Raw genomic sequence first — 18,904 nt, forward strand, 5'->3', positions numbered from 1 at the left:
ATGAAAGCGAAAGGTTATTTATTCGATTTAGACGGCACGATGTATAACGGAACAGAACCTGTTCAAGAAGCCGTTGATTTTGTCAATCGCTTGCAAGCAGAAGGCGTGCCGTACCTGTTCGTGACGAACAATGCATCGATGACAGCAGAAGCCGTCGCTGAAAAACTACGCGGCATGGGCGTTCATTCCGATGCAGGACATGTCTTAACGAGTGCGATGGCGACAGGTCGCTACATCGCAGAACTCGACCCAGGTGCAAATGTCTATGCGATCGGTGAACACGGGTTGCTCGATGCCTTAGAACAACAAGGACTTCAAGTCGTTGCCGATGAGCATGCGGATTACGTCGTCATCGGACTCGATCGTCAAATCACGTATGAGAAGTTAGCGATCGGTGCACTGGCGATTCGGGCAGGAGCACGATTCATCTCGACGAACGGCGATATCGCAATTCCGACAGAACGCGGCTTCTTACCAGGAAACGGTGCCTTGACGTCGGTTTTACGCGTGACGACAGAAAAAGAGCCGTTCTACATCGGGAAACCGGAACCGGTCATGGTCAACATCGCTGCTGAAATGATTGGTCTTGCGAAGGAAGATGTCATCATGGTTGGTGACAACTACCATACGGATATCTTATTCGGAATCAATGGTGGGATTCGGACGATGCATGTCAACTCGGGTGTTCATACGCCTGTCTTTATTCAAGGGCAGGATGTTCAGCCGACGTACATGGTCGATTCGCTTGCCGAGTGGATTTTATAACCATAAAAACCCCCGACGACGGATGTCATCGGGGGTTTTTTCGAATTAGAAGACTTGTTCTACTTCAACGACGCCAGCTACTTCTTCAAGCAGGGCACGTTCGATACCAGCCTTCAATGTGATTGTCGAACTTGGGCAACTGCCGCAAGCTCCCATCAAACGAAGTTTAACGATACCATCTTCAACATCTACGAGCTCAACGTCTCCTCCATCACGAAGAAGGAACGGACGCAATTTTTCGAGGACTTCATTCACTTGATCAAACATTTCCATGCGTAAACACATCCTTTCTTATAAATTCATTGTAACAGGGTTGAAAAATGTTCTCAATCTGGAAAACTTGTATACTGAGAAAGAGTAAACGGAAGAAGGGGGATATCTGATGGAAATCAAGGTATATGGGGCAGCTGTGACGTGTCCGAGCTGTGTCGGGGCACCGAGTTCGGAAGAGACGTTCAGCTGGTTACAGGCTGTACTTGGACGGAAATATGAAACGGAGTTAACATTTGTTTACGTCGATTTTGAACAGGCGACGACACGTGACAGTTGGGTGGATGCTTTAAAAGACGACGAATATTTTTACCCACTCGTCTTACTCGATGGCGAAATGATTGACGAAGGGTATGTTCAACTGAAAAAAGTCACGCGTGCGATTGATCTGAAATTGAATCAGGCTGCGCAGTAAACTTCATTGACGTTTAAAAATCCCCAAAGTACCTAAGCGGACTTTGGGGGTTTCAGCGTGTAGACAAAGTAGTATGGGGTGATCAAAGATTGTTTCTTCTTCGTTGCTTTCCTCGGGCGAGGCGCAAGCCCCTTGATCCTGGCGGACAACGAGCAGGGTCTTGCCTGCCTCTCGGCAGCGCGAAAAAACGCGCTTTTTCCCGCAGGAGTCAACGAAATGAAAAGCTTTTTAGGCCGGTGTAAGAAAAGGTGAGGAGAAAGCAGAGGCATGTAAGCCTCTTTACTCTACATAAGTGGTGTATACAGCCTAAAATCCCCAAAGCGCCTAAATGGACTTTGGGGATTTTGCGTTTATTTAATCTTTTTATGTTTCCATAAGACACCTGATTTTAGAAGGCGTGGCACTTTTCCCGTCAGGGCCTGTTTACCCATGACGATTCCGAATCCATCTGATTTTCCGAGTGACCCGAGCATGCCGCGTAATTTGATTTCCGGTAATTTCGGAAGTTTTTTTCCGGCCCATTTCGCTTCAAGGACATCAACGACTTGATCCGCTTGATGCTCTGCGAGCTGTCCGCTTGGTGCATACGGGAGGCTCGCGCAATCACCGATGACGAACAAGTTATCGTATTCCGGAACGTGATGATGCTCCGCTAGTTTAATCCGTCCGCCGCTATCTGCTTCAAATCCGAGGTCACGGACAACTTTGACGGGTTGCGTTCCGGCTGTCCAAATCGTTAAGTTCGTCGGATAGACGTCCTCACCGTTGCGGACATCATCTGCTGTGACGAGGGTGACGTTCGAATTGTTGATGACATCGACGTCATGCTCCTCGAACCATTCCTGAACGTAAGAGGATACTTTATCAGATAAGAACGATAGGACAGATGGACCACGATCGAATAAACGAATCTTCAAGTCCTTGCGACTTTCGTGGAGTTCACTTGCCAGTTCAACACCCGAGAGACCGGCACCGACAATCGAGACCGTCGCGCCGGGCGACAGTCCACAAATCGCTTGATGCGTTTTGCGTGACTCTTCGAGTGTCTGAATGCTATAAGTAAACTCTTGAGCACCCGGTATGTTATGGTATTTATCTTCGCAACCTAATGCGATGATGAGATCGTCATAAAAAAGTTCTGTCCCGTCTTGCAAGAACACAGAATTCGTCTCTGGCGAGATGTTAACGACATGCCCATATTTATATGTGAGATGTTTCCCCTCCGGAAATTCAATCCGGACATCACGATCGGATAATGTACCTGCTGCAAGAGCGTAATACTCGGTCTTTAGTGCGTGATACGGCAATCGATCGACAAGCGTCACGGCGACCTCTTCATCCTTGAAGCGTTCACAAATTCGCATTCCGCCATATCCGCCACCTAAAACGACTAGTTGCTTCATAACTTAAAATCCCCCTTAGTTCCCCTAAATCAGTCTGACCTTGTATAATACGACAAGAGGAAGGTAAATTCCTGCTTAAAGGAGGAAAAAAAGTGAATCCCATTATTGAATTTTGTATCAGTAACTTAGCGGCAGGGACCCAAGTCGTCATGTCACAACTCGAACGCGACCCGAATGTCGATGTCGTCGAGTATGGTTGTCTTGGCTACTGCGGCATCTGCTCGCTTGACCATTTTTGTCTTGTTGACGGCCAGACCGTCATCGGAGAGACACCGGAAGAACTGTTAGAAAACATCTACGCTAAAATCGAAGAAAATGAACTCTAAAAAAATCCCCCACCTCAAATGAAGTGGGGGATTTTGTCGGTCGGCGGGCGCGCCTAGGACTTATGCAGCTTGTTGACGACGGTTGATCCAAGGTTTTAATTTTAAGAACAGCGGAATGAAGAGTGCTGAGATGAAGAGGGCCTTGATGATGTTGAACGGCAAGATACCAGCGATGATCGTTGTCCATTTGACAGCCGGATCAAGCATGTAGTCCATCCCGAAGAACCAAGCATATGCCGGGAGGATCAAAACATAGTTGAGAATCGCAAGTCCAAGTGCCATGGTAATGGTTCCTGCGACTAAGCCGGTTGCAAGACCTTGCGTTGATTTCTTTTTATGGTAGAACCAGCTGACAGGAAGAATGAAAGCAACACCCGCTGCAAAGTTTGCAAGTTCGCCGACCGGAACACCGCTTCCGCGGAAAATATAATAGAGAACGTTCTTCAATGCTTCGACGATTACACCCGCTACCGGTGAGAACATGATAGCAGCAATCAACGCCGGGACATCACTGAAGTCGATTTTTAAATAGTTCGGTAAAAAGGGTAGTGGGAAGTTGAGTAACATAAGAACAAATGAAATTGAACCTAACATTGAGAGTGTGACCATTTTTTGAGTGCGTTTCATACGAGTAAAATCTCCTTTTTTTCGTTCCTCTCGATGAAGTATTGGCATGACTGCGTCCAAAATAAACCCCCGTTGAATAAGATTCAACAGGGGAGAAGTCCGCAATAAAATAAGCCTATCCGAAATGTGCAAAATCGGAATAAGTCTATATACATGCCGCCATCTTCTCCCATCCAGACTATACTGTCGGCTCCTGAGTCACACAGAATCAGCAAATAGCGCCCTATTCGCTCGCGGGCTTCAGACAAAAGTCTGTTTACCGCCGGTCGGGAATTTCACCCTGCCCTGAAGATGGAACGATTTAATTTTTTTGATACAATTCATTTATACAACGAATTCAAGATAGTTTCAAGCAACTAGGTTTCGAATCTACGTAAAGTTGCGTATACTATAGAAAAAGGGAAGGTGATTACATGATCCAATTAACAGAAGCAGCTGCTCTTCAAGTCAAAGAGATGATGCAACAAGCGCCGGACGATGAAAGAAATCTCCGCATGCTCGTTCAAGGTGGCGGATGCAGTGGTCTCTCCTACGGAATGGGTTTCGATAGCCAAAAGGAGACGGACCTGACATTTGAGCAACATGGCGTCAATGTCATCGTCAATGAAAAAGACTATCCGGTCGTCAAAGGATTAGAAATTGACTATAAACAATCGATGCTTGGTGGCGGATTCACAATCACGAATCCGAATGCAATCGCGACATGCGGCTGCGGGACATCATTCAGAACAGCGACGAACGCCGGGACACCCGGTGGTTGCTAACTCACAACGTGGACCTCAGAGTCCGCGTTTTTTTGTTTTTTCGTGAGATACAGGATTTTAAGAATCGGGTAGAGAAGACAGTAGGGCAACGGAATGAGTACGTCATCATTAAGGAGGACTATCGATGCGAAAAGTGTTGATTTTTGGTGGGACACGTTATTTTGGAAGACGCCTGGCATTACGACTCGCTGACGCCGGCGATGATGTGACGCTCGTCACACGGGGGGAACATACGCCACCTGTCGCGAAGGGCTTGACATTCTTTAAAGGGGACCGGACGTCAAGCAGTACGATGAAAGATTTAGGGAGTCAAAACTGGGATATCATCTACGACAATATTTGTTTTAATCCATATCAAGCAAAACTTGCCGTCGATGCATTCGAAGGAAAGGTCGGACGCTACATCTTAACGTCGACGATGTCCGTCTATGACGGGGGAGGAGCAAATCTTTCAGAGCGGGATTTCAATCCGTTTCTCGGGAAATATGACTTGGAACAGGAACATGATTACGGGGAAGGAAAGCGCCAAGCAGAAAGTTATTTCTTTCAACGGGCGACATTTCCTGTTATCGCCGTTCGCTTCCCGGTCGTCTTAGGACCGGATGATTACACGGAACGTCTCGTCTTCCATGTGAAACGTGCGCTCGCAGGGACTCCTGTGGTGGCTGAAAACCTCTATGCGAAAATGGGATATATCTCAAGCTATGAAGCGGCCTCGTTCCTTGAATGGTGTGGTCGTTCGACGATGACAGGACCAATCAATGCAGCGAGTGACGGGGTGTTATCGATTCAAGATTTGATGGATAAGATTGACCGTGTCGCAGGAACGGAATCAACGTTCGCGACGACGGGCGACGATGAATCACCACTGGCGCCAGAACGTGATTTCTACATGGATACGTCAGCAGCGAAAAAAGCCGGCTATTTATTCCAACACGTCGACGAGTGGCTCGATCGACTCATTGAAGAGGAGGTACGAAATCACAAATGATTACGTTAGTAAAACCGTCCGTCCATCTCGAAACGGAGTATTTAGACTTTTTGGCAGAATGGGAACAATCCGGGGAACCGATTGTCCCGAGTGTCGTCAGCAAAACGTTTTTACCCCTCGCTGACTTTTTAGAGGAGCAGGAACAAGAGGCATTGACGGCTCCAGAGAACTGGGTGACGCACTCGACCTATTGGTTTTACGACGGGAAACAAATCGTCGGTGCTGTGAACTTCCGTCATGACTTAAACGATGGTTTAAAACAAATCGGGGGTCATATCGGATACGGGATTCGGCCGAGCGCCCGGAAGCGCGGTTACGCGACGGAAGGTCTGCGTCAAGCACTTGAAGTCGCAAAAGAACGTGGACTAGAATCGGTCTTGATTACGTGCAGTGCAGACAACATCGCGTCAGGACGTGTCATCGAAGCGAACGGCGGAGAAGAACTGGAGTCATTTATGAAAGAAGACGGGTCACGTGTACGACGATTCAACGTTCCGCTGTCTTAACATCATTCTAATCATCCTACTTTGATTAGGATGATTTTTAATTTGAGGGAGGGGGTTTCGAGATGCAGATACGGCGAGCGACGTTAGACGACGCTGAAGCAATCGCCACCGTCCACGTTTCAGCGTGGCAAGAGACATACCGCGGTATCATTCCTGACGACTACCTCGATCAGTTGTCGACAGAAAAGCGTGCCGCTGCATGGCGGGAATTGTTAGTTGATGGACTTGTTTTTGTTGCTGTCGACGCAAAAGGTTTGATTGGTTTTGCCCACGGCAAGCAAAATCAAACAGAATCGACAGAAGGGGAACTGTCAGCGATCTATTTGTTGCGTTCGTATCAAGGGCGCGGAATCGGTCGCGCCTTAGTCAACCGTGTCGTCCGTCAGTTGGAGGAACATGGTGTTACGTCACTCATCATTGCCGTGCTCGCGGATAATCCGGCCTGCCACTTTTATGAACGACTCGGAGGTATCCGTGTTTCCGGGTGTGTGATCGAACGGGGTGGGAAAGAACTGGAGGAACACCTTTACCGGATTGATTTACCCCTCTCCTTTTCGTAACGAAGGAAGCGGAAATCAGTCGGGTTTCGTTTGGGAAAACTACGAAAAAAGAAGCGTTCCTTCGATTTACACCGAGGAAACGCTTCTTCTTCATGTCCATTAATGATTTTTTACTTTTTCGAACAGGCTTGTCGAGTGTTGTGGATGACGGGCGGACGGATCGACGAGTAGTTTCGCTTGATTGACAGCAATCGGTGCTTCACCGAAGCCGGTCGCAATCAATTTGACACGACCGTCGTACGTCGCGATGTCACCACAGGCAAAGATGCCGGGGATCGCCGTCTCCATTTTCGAATTGACGCGAATCGAATTGCGTTCAAACTCGACTTCCCATTCTTTTAACGGGCCGAGCGACGAAACGAAACCGAAGTTACAGACGACGTCATCTGCCCCGACGACGATGACTTCTTCCGTTTCCGCATGTTTGAACGTCAAAGTTTCGATACTCTCTTCACCGGTAACGGATTCGAGCGTATACGGTGTCATGACATTGACGGATGAGTTGTGGAGCAGTTCGACTGAATGTTCATGTGCACGGAACTTATCGCGACGGTGAACGAGCGTGACGGATTTCGCGATCGGCTCAAGCATCAATGACCAGTCGACAGCGGAATCGCCACCACCGAGTAAGACGACTTGACGATCTTTGAAGCGATCCATTTCATTGACGAAATAGTGCAAGTTACTCGTTTCGAACCGTTCGGCATCGGCAACACCAAGTGGACGGGCGGCGAACGAGCCGTTACCTGCCGTCAAGATGACGGTCTTCGTGAAGTGTTCTCCTTTGTTCGTCACGAGGCGGATGATTCCGTCTTCGAGGCGCTCGTAGGCGACGACCGTTTCTCCGAGGACATACGTCGGGTCGAATTCATTTGCTTGTTCAAGCAAACGATCGACTAAATCCTGAGCTTTGACTTTCGGGAAGCCGGCAATATCATATATATATTTCTCAGGATAAAGCGTCGCCAGTTGCCCACCGAGTTGGGGGAGACTTTCGATGACTTTCGTCTTCATCTGACGCATCCCTGAATAAAACGCGGTGAACAATCCGACTGGACCGCCCCCGATAATCGTGACATCATATGGTTGGTACATCTGATTCCCTCCTATAGTTGGATACTCCTATTATATAGGTAGGAGGGGCGGGTGTTGCAAGTACGGGAAATCTTACATTTTTTTCAGCATTTCTAGAATTTTCTTTTGCAATCCGTCAGAAAAAGTGTTTCAATAAGCTTATAGACATGTGAACATTATTTGAACAAAGTTTTTGAGCATTTATTTGTAATTGAATGTGAAGAAAATCACAACAAAACTACCATTCGTAAGGAGTATCAGAACATGAACACACCTAACATTGTTATTCTTGGAGCCGGCTACGGTGGATTGATCACAGCAGTCAACCTTCAAAAGAAACTTGGCGTCGATCAAGCCAACATCACATTGATCAACAAACATGACTATCATTACCAAACTACTTGGTTACATGAACCTGCGGCAGGTACGATGTCAGCAGAACAAGCGCGCATCTATATCAATGATGTCATCAATCCTTCACGCGTCAAACTCGTTAAAGGGATTGTTGAAAAAGTCGATACGGCAAGCAACACAGTGAAACTTCAAGACGGTGGAGCTGTTCCTTACGATTACGTCGTCGTTGCACTCGGTGGCGTTCCAGAGACTTTCGGAATCAAAGGATTGAAAGAGAACGCTCTAACGATCAGCTCATTGAACAGTGTCCGGAAAATCAAAGAACACATCGACTATTCATTTGCAGAATACAAAACGACTGGTTCAACGGATCGTTCACTTCTGACGATCGTCGTCGGTGGAGCTGGATTTACAGGAATCGAGTTCATGGGTGAGCTCGTCAACCGGATTCCAGAGCTTTGTAAACAATACGATATCCCACGCGAACTCGTGCGTGTCGTCAACATCGAGGCAGCTCCGACTGTCCTTCCTGGATTTGATGCTGATCTCGTCAACTACGCACACAAATGGCTTGAGCGCCAAGGGATCGAGTTCAAACTCGGTAACGGCATCAAGGAATGTGGTCCTGGAACGGTTACGTTTGGTCCACTCCAAGGTGATACAACAGAAACGATTGAAGCGAACACAATCATTTGGACAGGTGGCGTCAGTGGGAACCCGGTCGTTGCGGCATCAGGTTTCGAAGCAATGCGTAACCGTGTTGTCGTTGAGGAAGATCTTCGTGTCCCTGGACATGACAATGTCTTCATGATTGGTGACTGTTCAGCAGTCATGGACCCAAGTTCAAACCGTCCATACCCGCCAACAGCACAAATCGCGACACAACAAGCGCATAAAGTCGCTGAAAACATTTCAGCACTCATCGGTGGACGTGAAACATCTACGTTCACATATGAAAATAAAGGAACAGTCGCATCACTTGGTCATAAAGATGGGATCGGTATGGTCTTCGGTAAGAAGATTTATGGTCGTAACGCATCATTCATGAAAAAAGTCATCGACAACAAACATTTCCTTGAACTGAAGAAAATTGGTCTTGCGATCAAAAAAGGTAAATTCTAAGTTCACCTTTTAGGCAAATGTACACTCGTGCATTTGCCTTTTTTGTCGGTTATACTAGACGAAGAGATTTAAAGGGGGAACATTATGCATATTATCCAAGCCGTGATCGGGAGTGTACTTTATCTCGTCATGTTCTTTAGTATTGGTTTTATCTTAAACATGTTGTTACGTAGCACATGGATTATGCTCGTCTTATATCCGGTCATCATCATCATGATGATTGATAATCAGTCGACGCTTGAATATTTTACGAATGCGAAAAAAGCAATTCCAGCGTTAGGTGATCGAATCATGGGTTTGCAGACAGCGGACGTTACGATGTTTGCGGCAGGACTTGCCGGTATCATCATTGCCGGAATGTCGATTCGTTTCCTGCGTAAAAGTGGTTACCAAATGTTTTAAAGCCTACTTGAGTAAGTAGGCTTTTTTAGTGCGTGGAAACACGTTATAATAAAAACAGTGTCTTTAAAAAATGTGTAAGAGCAGATAGGGTTGAGAGCGAATGGATAAACAAATGTACCACGTTATCAAAGTCTTGAATAATAATGTCGTCATTTGTTCGACTGGTGCAAATCAGGAAGTCATTATCCTCGCAAAAGGGATTGGCTTCGGACGGAAGCCAGGCGATCAACTGACGGATCTTGAAAAATTAGAAAAAGTCTATACCTTGAAGGATAAAGAAGAGCAAGACCAATATAAAGCACTCGTCGGGCATTTAGATGAAAATTTCGTCGCCTTGATGAATGATATCGTCTCGATGATTGAAACGCGGTTCGGTAAGCGCGTTGATGAACATATCCATATCGGACTGACGGATCATTTGACGTTTACGTTCAAGCGGCTCGAACAAGGGATGGAGGTCACGAATCCCTTTTTAGCGGAAACGGAAGCTTTGTATCCGGAAGAATATGCGCTTGCTGAGGAAATCGTTGAATTCATCAGTGCCGAGATGAATTTTTATCTTCCGCCGGCAGAAACAGGATTCATCGCACTCCATATTCATTCGGCGACGAACTTTAAAGATGTGCTCGAAGTCAATCGTCATCATCAACTCGTCGGATTAATTGCGAGTCATATCGAGCAACGGCTAGAAATTAAAATCGATCGAAAATCGTTGGATTATAAGCGTTTAATTCGCCATCTCCGCTCGGCGATTGAAAGGGTTTCCAATGGGGAGTACCTAGAGGCGCCAGAAAAAGTAGAAAAGCTATTGCGTGAAGAATATCCCCTGTGCTATGATACTGCTTGGGAGCTGATGTCCATCATGGAACGTCAGTTGAAGAAAGCGGTACCGCGCGGTGAGGCGACGTATCTTACGATGCATCTGCAACGCTTAGTGCAGTACGATTTAGGTAAATGACCGCACGGACTACGTGTTACTGATACGATCAGGCATGAGTGGGAAGTCGGACAAAATGGTTTATTTCCGTTAGATTCATTTCGCGGAATAAGTGTATTTTGTTCTACAATCCGCTCGTGCCTGATTTTTTTCTGTAAAAATCGGTCGGATGTCTGACTTTTTTCAACCTGTCATTGGTATTATTCATTATTCCTAGATTTTAGATTAAGAGGAGGAAACACACATGTTCAAACAGATTTTCGCTGTTCTTCAACGTGTCGGTAAAGCGTTAATGCTTCCTGTTGCGATTTTGCCAGCTGCCGGGATCTTACTTGGATTCGGTAACGCGATGCAAAATCCGAACTTGACGTCAAAACTCGAGTTCTTAAAAAATGATGCGATCATCAAGGTTGCAAAATTGATGGAAGCAGCCGGGGATATCATCTTCGGTAACTTAGCACTCTTATTCGCGGTCGGTGTCGCGATTGGTTTAGCAGGGGACGGCGCAGCCGGACTTGCAGCAATCGTCGGATTCTTGATCATGAACAAAACGATGAGTGTTTGGCTCGGCGTTACACCAGAAATGGTCGCAAACGGTCAAGGGTACGCAAACGTACTTGGTATTCCGACACTTCAAACAGGTGTCTTCGGTGGTATCATCATCGGTTTACTCGCAGCCTGGGCTTACGGTAAGTATCATAATCTTGAATTGCCGCAGTTCCTCGGATTCTTCGCAGGTAAACGTTTCGTTCCAATCGTTACAGCAGTCGTTTCATTGTTCGCAGGTCTTGTACTTGTCTTCGTATGGCCATTCGCTCAAGACGGGTTGAACTCATTCTCTCACTTCATGATGGAGAAAAACCCGACGCTTGCAGCTTTCGTCTTCGGTCTCATTGAGCGTTCATTGATTCCGTTTGGTCTTCACCATATCTTCTACGCACCGTTCTGGTTCGAATTCGGTTCGTACACGAACGCAGCAGGAGATGTTGTCCGCGGTGACCAAGCAATCTTCTTCGCACAGTTAAAAGACAACGTTGAATTAACAGCTGGTACGTTCATGACTGGTAAATTCCCGTTCATGATGTTCGGTCTTCCAGCAGCAGCACTTGCAATGTACCATGAAGCACGCCCAGAGCGTCGCGCAGTCGTTGGTGGTCTTCTTGGGTCAGCAGCACTTACAGCTTTCTTAACAGGTATCACAGAGCCAATCGAATTCGCATTCTTATTCGTTGCTCCAATCTTGTTCGCAGTACACGCAGTTTTCGCTGGTCTTTCATTCATGACAATGCAACTCTTGAACGTTAAAATCGGGATGACATTCTCTGGTGGATTGATTGACTTCCTTCTCTTCGGTGTCCTTCCAGGACGTACGCAGTGGTGGCTCGTCATCGTCGTCGGTCTTGTTCTTGCAGTCGTTTACTACGTTGGATTCCGTTTCGCAATCCGCAAGTTCAACCTGAAAACACCAGGTCGTGAAGATGAAGTACAAGAAACTTCATTGGCTCAAGGTTCTGAGCTCGCAGCGGGTATCCTTGACGCACTCGGTTCTGAATCAAACATCAAACACCTTGACGCATGTATCACACGTCTTCGTGTTGAAGTTCTCGACAAGTCGAAAGTCGACAAAAACGAATTGAAAAAACTTGGAGCCGCTGGTGTCCTTGAAGTGGGTAACAACGTTCAAGCGATCTACGGACCAAAATCAGATAACATCAAATCTGAGATCCAAGCCGTCATCAATTCACGTAAACAAGAAAAATCAGTTTAAGTCTTTAAGTAAAGTGAGTCTTCCGAAATCGGGAGGCTCATTTTTTTGTGTTTCAAAGAATTGTTGTGATTAGTTTTGCGGGAGAAAGATTCAGGGTATGAACTAAATAGTCTGGTCAAAAAAAGGAGGGAAATCACTGATGTGGAAAAATGTATTCGGAGTGTTGCAACGGATTGGTAAAGCATTGATGTTACCAGTTGCCATCTTGCCGGCAGCAGGGCTTCTACTGGCGTTTGGTACGGCGTTTCAAAACCCGAACCTGACGCAGTATCTGCCTTTTCTCGAAAATGATTCGCTCGTCGTCATCTGGCGTGTCATGCAAGACGCAGGGGATATCATCTTTGCGAACTTAGGATTACTGTTTGCCGTCGGGGTTGCGATTGGTCTTGCGAATGGGGAAGGGGTCGCAGGGCTTGCTGCAATCGTCGGATTCTTGATCATGAACAAGGTTATCAGTTCATTCCTACAAATCACACCGGAAAAAGTTTCGGAAGCGCAACAATCAAGTGACTTATCGTACGCAACTGTATTAGGGATACCGACCTTACAAATGGGGGTATTCGGAGGGATCATAGCGGGGTTAATTGCCGCATATAGCTATAATAAATTCTTTAAAATCAAACTACCGGACTTTCTTGGATTCTTCGCCGGTAAACGGTTCGTACCGATTGCAACAGCGCTATTCAGTTTAGTCGCTGGTTTTGCACTGTCCTTCATCTGGCCGCCGATCGGGAGTGGGATTAACACGTTTTCGAAAACAATCATCGAGTCAAATGAAACGTTATCAGCCTTCATCTTTGGATTAGTCGAACGGTCACTCATTCCATTCGGTCTTCACCATATTTGGTATTCAAGTTTTTGGTTCCAATTTGGTGAGTATACGGATAAAGCAGGCACGGTTATCAACGGGGACCAGCGAATTTTCTTCGCTCAGTTAAAAGATGGTGTTCCGTTCACGGCCGGGACGTATATGACCGGGAAATATCCGTTCATGATGTTCGGACTTCCGGCAGCTTGTCTCGCGATGTATCATACGGTTGCGAAAGATCGTCGTAAAGCAGTTGAAGGACTCTACTTCTCTGCTGCTTTAACATCGTTCCTGACAGGGATTACGGAACCAGTCGAGTTTTCATTCGTGTTCGTGGCACCGTTATTGTTTGCAGTCCACGCTGTTTTTGCAGGATTGTCATTTATGATCATGGACATCTTGAACGTTAAAATCGGGATGACCTTCTCAGGTGGATTAATTGACTACACCTTATTCGGAATCTTACCGAACAGGACCGCCTGGTGGCTCGTTATACCGGTTGGTTTAGTCTTCGCCGTCATTTATTACTTCGGATTCCGTTTTGTGATCACGAAGTTTGATTTAAAAATTCCAGGACGTGAAGCAATTAAGGAAGGGGCGGCAACAGCTGGTGCGACGGCTGGTGAGCTCCCATATGAGATTCTGCAAGCGTTTGGTGGACCATCGAATATCAAACATCTCGATGCGTGTATCACACGTCTGCGGATTACCGTTAATGATAAATCGGGTGTCAACAAGGATCGTCTGAAAGAACTTGGCGCAGCTGGTGTATTAGAAGTTGGCGATAATGTCCAAGCCATCTTCGGTCCGAAATCAGATGGCATCAAGACGGAAATGGCAGAAATCATGAACGATCCAAATTATCAACCACCTGAAAAACCAGAAGCTGACCCGATTCCGCAAGTTCCGACTGGAGCTGAGTCACGTGGGGAAGAACGGGAAGACTTAGCAGGATCAGGTGGAGAGTATGTACCAAGTGACGGATACGTCTCACCGCTGAGCGGAACGATTCGTTCGCTTGATGATGTACCAGATCAAGTCTTCTCTGGCCGGATGATGGGGGACGGGTATGCAATCGAACCAACTGAAGGTTATGTTGTTTCTCCAGTGTCCGGTGAAATCACGACCTTCTTCCCAACGAAACACGCGATTGGAATCCTGGCCGATAATGGTGATGAGATTTTAATTCACATCGGAATCGATACGGTTTCACTCGAAGGAAAAGGTTTTGAAGCACTCGCGAAAGCGGGAGATCGTGTTGAGCCAGGAACACCACTGCTGAACGTCGATCTCGAACAAATTCGACCGCTTGTGCCGTCACTCTTAACGCCGATCATTGTCACGAACAGTGGTGACCGGAAAGTAACGGTTGATATTGGCCGGACGGTTGAAGCAGGAGAGAAAGTCACGTATGAGATTAAATGACGTCATTTAAAAAATAATGGGACCTCGAAATCGTATTCGACGAAATTGTCGGATACGATTTTTTTGTAGTCCAAAACATTCAGTAATGAGAATTTGCACATATGATGATACAATGAGTAAGCTATTATGAAGATTAGCTATATTTTAAGAAAGAGGTGAGTCGATGGCTTCGACTACAACAGAAACAAAGACAAAGACGAATTATGTCGTTCTTGGATTATTGATCGGGATTTTAGTAGCGGCGATGGACAATACAATCGTTGCAACAGCAATGCCGACGATTGTCAGTGAACTGAATGGTTTTGATCAATATGCCTGGGTCACGTCCGCTTACATGATCGCGACGGTCGCGGGGATGCCAATTTTCGGTAAGTTAAGTGACATGTATGGGCGGAAACGATTTTTCTTATTCGGTATGTTGCTCTTCATCGCAGGGAGTATCCTGTGTGGTGTCGCAGATTCGATTACAGAGTTATCGATTTATCGTGCCGTTCAAGGACTAGGTGGCGGTGCCTTGATGCCGATTGCTTTTACGATCATTTTTGATATTTTCCCACCAGAAAAACGAGGGAAAGTCAGTGGCTTGTTCGGAGCAGTCTTCGGGATTTCAAGTATTTTCGGACCATTGCTTGGAGCCGTTTTGACGGACGCAATTAACTGGCGCTGGGTGTTTTATATCAACATTCCACTTGGTTTAATTGCATTGGCGCTCGTTTCATTTTTCTATAAAGAATCACCGATTCACCGGACTCAAAAAATTGATTATGCGGGTGCCGCGACATTGGTCGCTGGATTAGTCACGTTCCTGCTCGGGCTTGAACTCGGTGGGAAAGAGTACGCGTGGAGTTCACCACAAATTCTTGGATTATTTGGCGCATCACTCGCGTTGTTCATTCTCTTCGGTCTGATTGAACGCCGGGCGGCTGATCCGGTCATTACGTTCAGTCTGTTCAGTCGCCGCCTGTTCGCAGCGACGCAAGGGGTCGCATTCTTTTATGGATTCGTCTTCATCTCAGCAAGTGTCTTCATTCCGATTTTCGTCCAAGGTGTCTTTGGCGGCAGTGCGACGAACTCAGGTCTGATCTTGATGCCGATGTTGATTGCTTCAGTAGTTTCGGCGCAACTCGGAGGACGTCTCCCGAATAAATACGGGTTCCGAAATGTCATGATGCTCTCGGCCGTGTTCTTTGTTCTTGGTGTTTATTTATTAAGTACGATGTCACTTGAGACGACACGGACTGCCGTTACGATTTATATGATCATCTTAGGTTTTGGTGTCGGCTTCAGTTTCTCTTTATTGAATCTTGCAAGCATCAATGGCATCGAGATGAAACGTCGTGGTGCGGCGACATCGATGGGCTCGACGTTCCGGACAATCGGGATGACACTTGGTGTAACGATTCTCGGAATCGTTCAATCACGGACGTTTACGTCATCTGTTAGTGAGCAATTACCTGGCGGCAGCGCACCGGACGGTGGACAGTTCCCGACAGCAGCAGCATTTGCGAAGATGCCACCGGAAGTGGCGACAGCGATTAAAACAGCACTTGCAGATTCGATTTCCTCTGTTTATATGTGGGCGTTGATTCCAGCGATACTGGGTGTCATCTTCGTGTTCTTCATGGGTAATGAACGACCAATCTTAAAAGAAGAACAAGGCGATCGACCACAAACGAAACAAGCATAATTCAAGTCATTTTTGATAGGAAAGAGACTGACGTAAAAGGAATCACTCTTTCACACGCGTGTTTTTCTCCAACAGGAAACAGGATACGCTCTCCTGTGGGAGTCGAATAAAACGAGTGCATACTTTTCCTTTTCGATGTGCGGCTTAGATACACATCAGTCAGGACCGAGAAGAATAGATATCGAAAACGCCAATGAGTCCGTATGTGAAAGACGGAATCATCGGCGTTTTTTTGCGTACAGGGCGGAACGTTCATCCTCGACTCCTATGGGAAAAGGAAGCGCGATCAGCGCTTCCGTCAGGAATAGGGAAGACCCGGCATGACCGCATGAAACGCGGGTTGCTGCGGCTTACATTCCGCCCGTGGAAAGCGAGGATGTCGGAACCGTCCGTCACTAAGACTGATGTTAGAGTAACTTTGGAGTCAGCCCTTTTTTTGTATTCAAGAAATCGAGGCTTCTACAGGAAGCGCACAGATGAATATTAGCTTTTGAACTAGGGTGTAGGAAAAGCGACATTGGGCAACATGTTTTATGTAGACGAGTCGAGATGGGGAAGCGCGGTCAGGGCAGGCCATACCTATAAAAACTTTTTAATCTTCATAAGGGTTAGTCTACAGTCTGTATAAATAACAGTTCCTTTTGACGCGACAAAAAAACACGCCCCGAGATGGGACGTGTCCGAAAAAATTATTTTTTAATATCGAATGTCGTGCTGAGGAAGTTGACGACGTCTTCGGCTGTATCCATGTCGAGGACTTGCTCAACGATTGCTTCACACTCTGTTTTGTTCAGGCGCGTCATCAAGCTGCGTGCGCGAAGGACAGAAGAAGCAGACATTGAGAATTCGTCGAGTCCGAGTCCGAGGAGGATTGGGAGTGCGAGTTCTTCTCCCGCCATCTCACCACACATGCCGACCCATTTACCGGCTTTGTGTGCTTCTGTGATGACGTTGTTCAAGAGGTTCAAGATGGCAGGATTGAACGGTTGGTAGAGATACGAAACTTTTTCGTTCATCCGGTCTGCCGCCATTGTGTATTGAATCAAGTCGTTTGTTCCGACAGAGAAGAAGTCGACTTCTTTCGCGAATTGTTTCGCCATGACTGCTGTCGCCGGAATTTCGACCATCATTCCGACTTCGATGTCGTCAGAAACCGTTACACCTTCACCTTGAAGGTTCGCTTTTTCTTCAAGAAGTAACGCTTTTGCTGCACGGAATTCTTCGAGTGTTGCAATCATCGGGAACATGACAGCAAGTTTGCCGTATGCACTTGCACGAAGCAACGCACGAAGTTGTGTCCGGAACAAGTCAGTTTGGTCCAGGCAAAGACGAATTGCACGGTAACCAAGGAACGGGTTCATTTCGTGTGGAAGGTCAAGGTATGAAAGTTCTTTATCCCCACCGATATCAAGTGTCCGGATGACAACTTTTTTATCGCCCATCGACTCGAGAACTGTTTTGTATGCTGTGAATTGCTCATCTTCCGTCGGGAACGTTTCCGCATCCATGTAGAGGAACTCAGTCCGGTAGAGACCGACTGCTTCCGCACCGTTTTCAAGTACACCTTTGACATCGTTTGGTGTTCCGATGTTTGCTGCAAGCTCGACGTGATGACCGTCTGCTGTAACTGTTTTTTCGTTTTTGAGTTTTTTCCATTCTTCTTTTTGAGCGATATATGCTGAGCGTTTTTCTTCGTACTCTGCGATTTGTTCGCTTGAAGGGTTGACGATGACATCGCCTTCCGCTCCGTCAAGAATCAAGAAATCACCGTGTTTGACTTCAGTCAAGACGACTTTTGTCCCGACGACTGCTGGAATTTCAAGAGAACGTGACATGATCGCCGAGTGCGAAGTCCGTCCACCGATGTTCGTCGCAAAACCTTTTGCGTACTTCCGGTTGAGTTGGGCAGTGTCTGATGGTGTTAAGTCTTCTGCAATGATAATGACTTCTTCGTTGATTTGTGCAGGTGTGACGAATGTAATACCGAGAAGATGTGCCATTGTCCGTTTTGTTACGTCACGGACATCAGCTGCACGTTCGCGCATGTACTCGTTGTCCATCGATTCAAAGATTGTCACCATCATTTGTGAGACTTCGTCGAGTGCTTGCGCTGCGTTCGTTTTGTCCTCGTCGATTTTTGCGTTGACTTGGCTGACGATTTCAGGATCTTCGAGGATCAACAAGTGAGCTGAGAAGATTTCTGCTTTGTCTGCACCGAGTTCTTTTAATGTGTTCTCACGGATGATTTCGAGTTCACCTTTTGATTGAGCGATCGCTGCCTGGAACCGTTCTTTTTCAGCCGCTGAATCCTCGATTTTATTGTTTGGAATGTCAAAGACAGGTGTTTCCATCACGAATGCCTTTGCAATCGCGATCCCTGCAGAAGCGCCAATTCCCTTGATATGTTGTGCCATGTGCATTACCCTCTTTTCAGTAAGTTTTTTTCGCCGCAACGACGTCGTTTCTCTGCTATCTATAGATACCCATAAACGCATCTCTCTTAACGGGTCGACTGCGAACTCTCCCTTTGAATGAAAACGTAGACATTTCTGTCGTTACCAAAATGAACGTTTCTATGAAGTGCCTGTACTTTTCACCTGTTAATCCTATCACATTGTGAAACGGGCAACAATTGTTTGGAGCCGTGCATTTCGACAAATTACCGAACGTCAAAAATGAGAGCGTTTTCAAGCTGCGTGA

The 18,904-nt window shown here is 46.6% G+C and carries 18 protein-coding genes and 1 riboswitch; of the genes, 13 read left to right on the top strand and 5 right to left on the bottom strand.

The window, feature by feature from the left end:
* Positions 1-765, top strand: a complete 765-nt coding sequence (locus tag KNQ02_RS01575) for a TIGR01457 family HAD-type hydrolase (RefSeq protein WP_088837688.1) — start codon at positions 1-3, stop codon at positions 763-765.
* A 45-nt stretch (positions 766-810) separates the two neighbouring features.
* On the opposite strand, the gene KNQ02_RS01580 is transcribed toward KNQ02_RS01575, so the two are convergent.
* Entirely contained in the window at positions 811-1,038 is a 228-nt protein-coding gene (locus tag KNQ02_RS01580; protein ID WP_012371190.1) for a NifU family protein, read from the bottom strand.
* Positions 1,039-1,147: 109 nt separating this feature from the next.
* Between KNQ02_RS01580 and KNQ02_RS01585 the strand changes: the two genes are divergently transcribed.
* Positions 1,148-1,450, top strand: a complete 303-nt coding sequence (locus KNQ02_RS01585; protein ID WP_088837687.1) for a DUF1462 family protein — start codon at positions 1,148-1,150, stop codon at positions 1,448-1,450.
* Positions 1,451-1,800: 350 nt separating this feature from the next.
* Here the strand turns inward: KNQ02_RS01585 and KNQ02_RS01590 are convergent, their stop codons facing one another.
* Positions 1,801-2,853 carry an NAD(P)/FAD-dependent oxidoreductase gene (locus tag KNQ02_RS01590; RefSeq protein ID WP_088837685.1) on the bottom strand — a complete coding sequence of 351 codons (1,053 nt, stop codon included), beginning with the start codon at positions 2,851-2,853 and terminating at the stop codon, positions 1,801-1,803.
* Between the two features lie 92 nt (positions 2,854-2,945).
* Here KNQ02_RS01590 and KNQ02_RS01595 point away from each other — a divergent pair, with 92 nt between their 5' ends.
* Positions 2,946-3,179, top strand: coding sequence for a YuzB family protein (locus KNQ02_RS01595; RefSeq protein WP_088837684.1), 234 nt, complete (start codon positions 2,946-2,948; stop codon positions 3,177-3,179).
* A 60-nt stretch (positions 3,180-3,239) separates the two neighbouring features.
* On the opposite strand, the gene KNQ02_RS01600 is transcribed toward KNQ02_RS01595, so the two are convergent.
* Positions 3,240-3,806 carry an ECF transporter S component gene (locus tag KNQ02_RS01600; protein ID WP_088837683.1) on the bottom strand — a complete coding sequence of 189 codons (567 nt, stop codon included), beginning with the start codon at positions 3,804-3,806 and terminating at the stop codon, positions 3,240-3,242.
* Between the two features lie 157 nt (positions 3,807-3,963).
* Positions 3,964-4,103, bottom strand: a riboswitch (FMN riboswitch).
* A 116-nt stretch (positions 4,104-4,219) separates the two neighbouring features.
* Between KNQ02_RS01600 and KNQ02_RS01605 the strand changes: the two genes are divergently transcribed.
* From KNQ02_RS01605 to KNQ02_RS01620, 4 genes are all read left to right on the top strand, one after another.
* The gene (locus tag KNQ02_RS01605) at positions 4,220-4,570 is read left to right on the top strand and encodes a HesB/IscA family protein (protein WP_029331252.1); all 351 of its coding nucleotides are present in this window, start codon (positions 4,220-4,222) and stop codon (positions 4,568-4,570) included.
* A gap of 124 nt (positions 4,571-4,694) precedes the next feature.
* Positions 4,695-5,561, top strand: coding sequence for an NAD-dependent epimerase/dehydratase family protein (locus KNQ02_RS01610; RefSeq protein ID WP_214768791.1), 867 nt, complete (start codon positions 4,695-4,697; stop codon positions 5,559-5,561).
* Complete coding sequence (locus KNQ02_RS01615) at positions 5,558-6,067, top strand: GNAT family N-acetyltransferase (RefSeq protein ID WP_088837681.1); 510 nt, start codon at positions 5,558-5,560, stop codon at positions 6,065-6,067. The genes KNQ02_RS01610 and KNQ02_RS01615 overlap by 4 nt, the downstream gene beginning before the upstream one ends.
* 62 nt (positions 6,068-6,129) lie before the next feature.
* The gene (locus KNQ02_RS01620; RefSeq protein WP_214768789.1) at positions 6,130-6,627 is read left to right on the top strand and encodes a GNAT family N-acetyltransferase; all 498 of its coding nucleotides are present in this window, start codon (positions 6,130-6,132) and stop codon (positions 6,625-6,627) included.
* Positions 6,628-6,726: 99 nt separating this feature from the next.
* Here the strand turns inward: KNQ02_RS01620 and KNQ02_RS01625 are convergent, their stop codons facing one another.
* A complete protein-coding gene (locus tag KNQ02_RS01625) occupies positions 6,727-7,722 on the bottom strand; it encodes an NAD(P)/FAD-dependent oxidoreductase (protein ID WP_088837679.1) in 996 nt (331 codons plus the stop codon).
* Positions 7,723-7,965: 243 nt separating this feature from the next.
* On the opposite strand from KNQ02_RS01625, the gene KNQ02_RS01630 reads away from it, so the two are divergent.
* The 6 genes from KNQ02_RS01630 (at position 7,966) to KNQ02_RS01655 (ending at position 16,204) form a co-directional block, all read left to right on the top strand.
* Positions 7,966-9,177, top strand: a complete 1,212-nt coding sequence (locus KNQ02_RS01630; protein ID WP_088837678.1) for an NAD(P)/FAD-dependent oxidoreductase — start codon at positions 7,966-7,968, stop codon at positions 9,175-9,177.
* Between the two features lie 84 nt (positions 9,178-9,261).
* A complete protein-coding gene (locus KNQ02_RS01635; RefSeq protein WP_029331243.1) occupies positions 9,262-9,579 on the top strand; it encodes a YuiB family protein in 318 nt (105 codons plus the stop codon).
* Positions 9,580-9,679: 100 nt separating this feature from the next.
* The gene (glcT, locus tag KNQ02_RS01640) at positions 9,680-10,537 is read left to right on the top strand and encodes a glucose PTS transporter transcription antiterminator GlcT (protein WP_029331241.1); all 858 of its coding nucleotides are present in this window, start codon (positions 9,680-9,682) and stop codon (positions 10,535-10,537) included.
* Positions 10,538-10,760: 223 nt separating this feature from the next.
* Positions 10,761-12,284, top strand: a complete 1,524-nt coding sequence (ptsG, locus tag KNQ02_RS01645; protein WP_088837677.1) for a glucose-specific PTS transporter subunit IIBC — start codon at positions 10,761-10,763, stop codon at positions 12,282-12,284.
* A 139-nt stretch (positions 12,285-12,423) separates the two neighbouring features.
* Positions 12,424-14,517: a glucose-specific PTS transporter subunit IIBC gene (gene ptsG, locus KNQ02_RS01650; protein WP_214766915.1), complete on the top strand. Its 2,094-nt coding sequence runs from the start codon at positions 12,424-12,426 to the stop codon at positions 14,515-14,517.
* Between the two features lie 163 nt (positions 14,518-14,680).
* Complete coding sequence (locus KNQ02_RS01655; protein WP_214768786.1) at positions 14,681-16,204, top strand: MDR family MFS transporter; 1,524 nt, start codon at positions 14,681-14,683, stop codon at positions 16,202-16,204.
* Positions 16,205-16,893: 689 nt separating this feature from the next.
* On the opposite strand, the gene ptsP is transcribed toward KNQ02_RS01655, so the two are convergent.
* The gene (gene ptsP / locus KNQ02_RS01660) at positions 16,894-18,618 is read right to left on the bottom strand and encodes a phosphoenolpyruvate--protein phosphotransferase (RefSeq protein WP_214766917.1); all 1,725 of its coding nucleotides are present in this window, start codon (positions 18,616-18,618) and stop codon (positions 16,894-16,896) included.
* Between the last annotated feature and the right edge of the window lie 286 nt (positions 18,619-18,904).

It is taken from the genome of Exiguobacterium sp. s102 (genome assembly GCF_018618635.1).
Lineage (GTDB): Bacteria > Bacillota > Bacilli > Exiguobacteriales > Exiguobacteriaceae > Exiguobacterium_A > Exiguobacterium_A oxidotolerans.

Bases quoted from the DNA above. Each gene is read 5' to 3' on its own strand.
- KNQ02_RS01575 (WP_088837688.1), top strand. From the start codon at position 1: ATGAAAGCGAAAGGTTATTTATTCGATTTAGACGGCACGATGTATAAC.
- KNQ02_RS01580 (WP_012371190.1), bottom strand. From the start codon at position 1,038: ATGGAAATGTTTGATCAAGTGAATGAAGTCCTCGAAAAATTGCGTCCG.
- KNQ02_RS01585 (WP_088837687.1), top strand. From the start codon at position 1,148: ATGGAAATCAAGGTATATGGGGCAGCTGTGACGTGTCCGAGCTGTGTC.
- KNQ02_RS01590 (WP_088837685.1), bottom strand. From the start codon at position 2,853: ATGAAGCAACTAGTCGTTTTAGGTGGCGGATATGGCGGAATGCGAATT.
- KNQ02_RS01600 (WP_088837683.1), bottom strand. From the start codon at position 3,806: ATGAAACGCACTCAAAAAATGGTCACACTCTCAATGTTAGGTTCAATT.
- KNQ02_RS01605 (WP_029331252.1), top strand. From the start codon at position 4,220: ATGATCCAATTAACAGAAGCAGCTGCTCTTCAAGTCAAAGAGATGATG.
- KNQ02_RS01610 (WP_214768791.1), top strand. From the start codon at position 4,695: ATGCGAAAAGTGTTGATTTTTGGTGGGACACGTTATTTTGGAAGACGC.
- KNQ02_RS01615 (WP_088837681.1), top strand. From the start codon at position 5,558: ATGATTACGTTAGTAAAACCGTCCGTCCATCTCGAAACGGAGTATTTA.
- KNQ02_RS01620 (WP_214768789.1), top strand. From the start codon at position 6,130: ATGCAGATACGGCGAGCGACGTTAGACGACGCTGAAGCAATCGCCACC.
- KNQ02_RS01625 (WP_088837679.1), bottom strand. From the start codon at position 7,722: ATGTACCAACCATATGATGTCACGATTATCGGGGGCGGTCCAGTCGGA.
- KNQ02_RS01630 (WP_088837678.1), top strand. From the start codon at position 7,966: ATGAACACACCTAACATTGTTATTCTTGGAGCCGGCTACGGTGGATTG.
- KNQ02_RS01635 (WP_029331243.1), top strand. From the start codon at position 9,262: ATGCATATTATCCAAGCCGTGATCGGGAGTGTACTTTATCTCGTCATG.
- glcT (WP_029331241.1), top strand. From the start codon at position 9,680: ATGGATAAACAAATGTACCACGTTATCAAAGTCTTGAATAATAATGTC.
- ptsG (WP_088837677.1), top strand. From the start codon at position 10,761: ATGTTCAAACAGATTTTCGCTGTTCTTCAACGTGTCGGTAAAGCGTTA.
- ptsG (WP_214766915.1), top strand. From the start codon at position 12,424: ATGTGGAAAAATGTATTCGGAGTGTTGCAACGGATTGGTAAAGCATTG.
- KNQ02_RS01655 (WP_214768786.1), top strand. From the start codon at position 14,681: ATGGCTTCGACTACAACAGAAACAAAGACAAAGACGAATTATGTCGTT.
- ptsP (WP_214766917.1), bottom strand. From the start codon at position 18,618: ATGGCACAACATATCAAGGGAATTGGCGCTTCTGCAGGGATCGCGATT.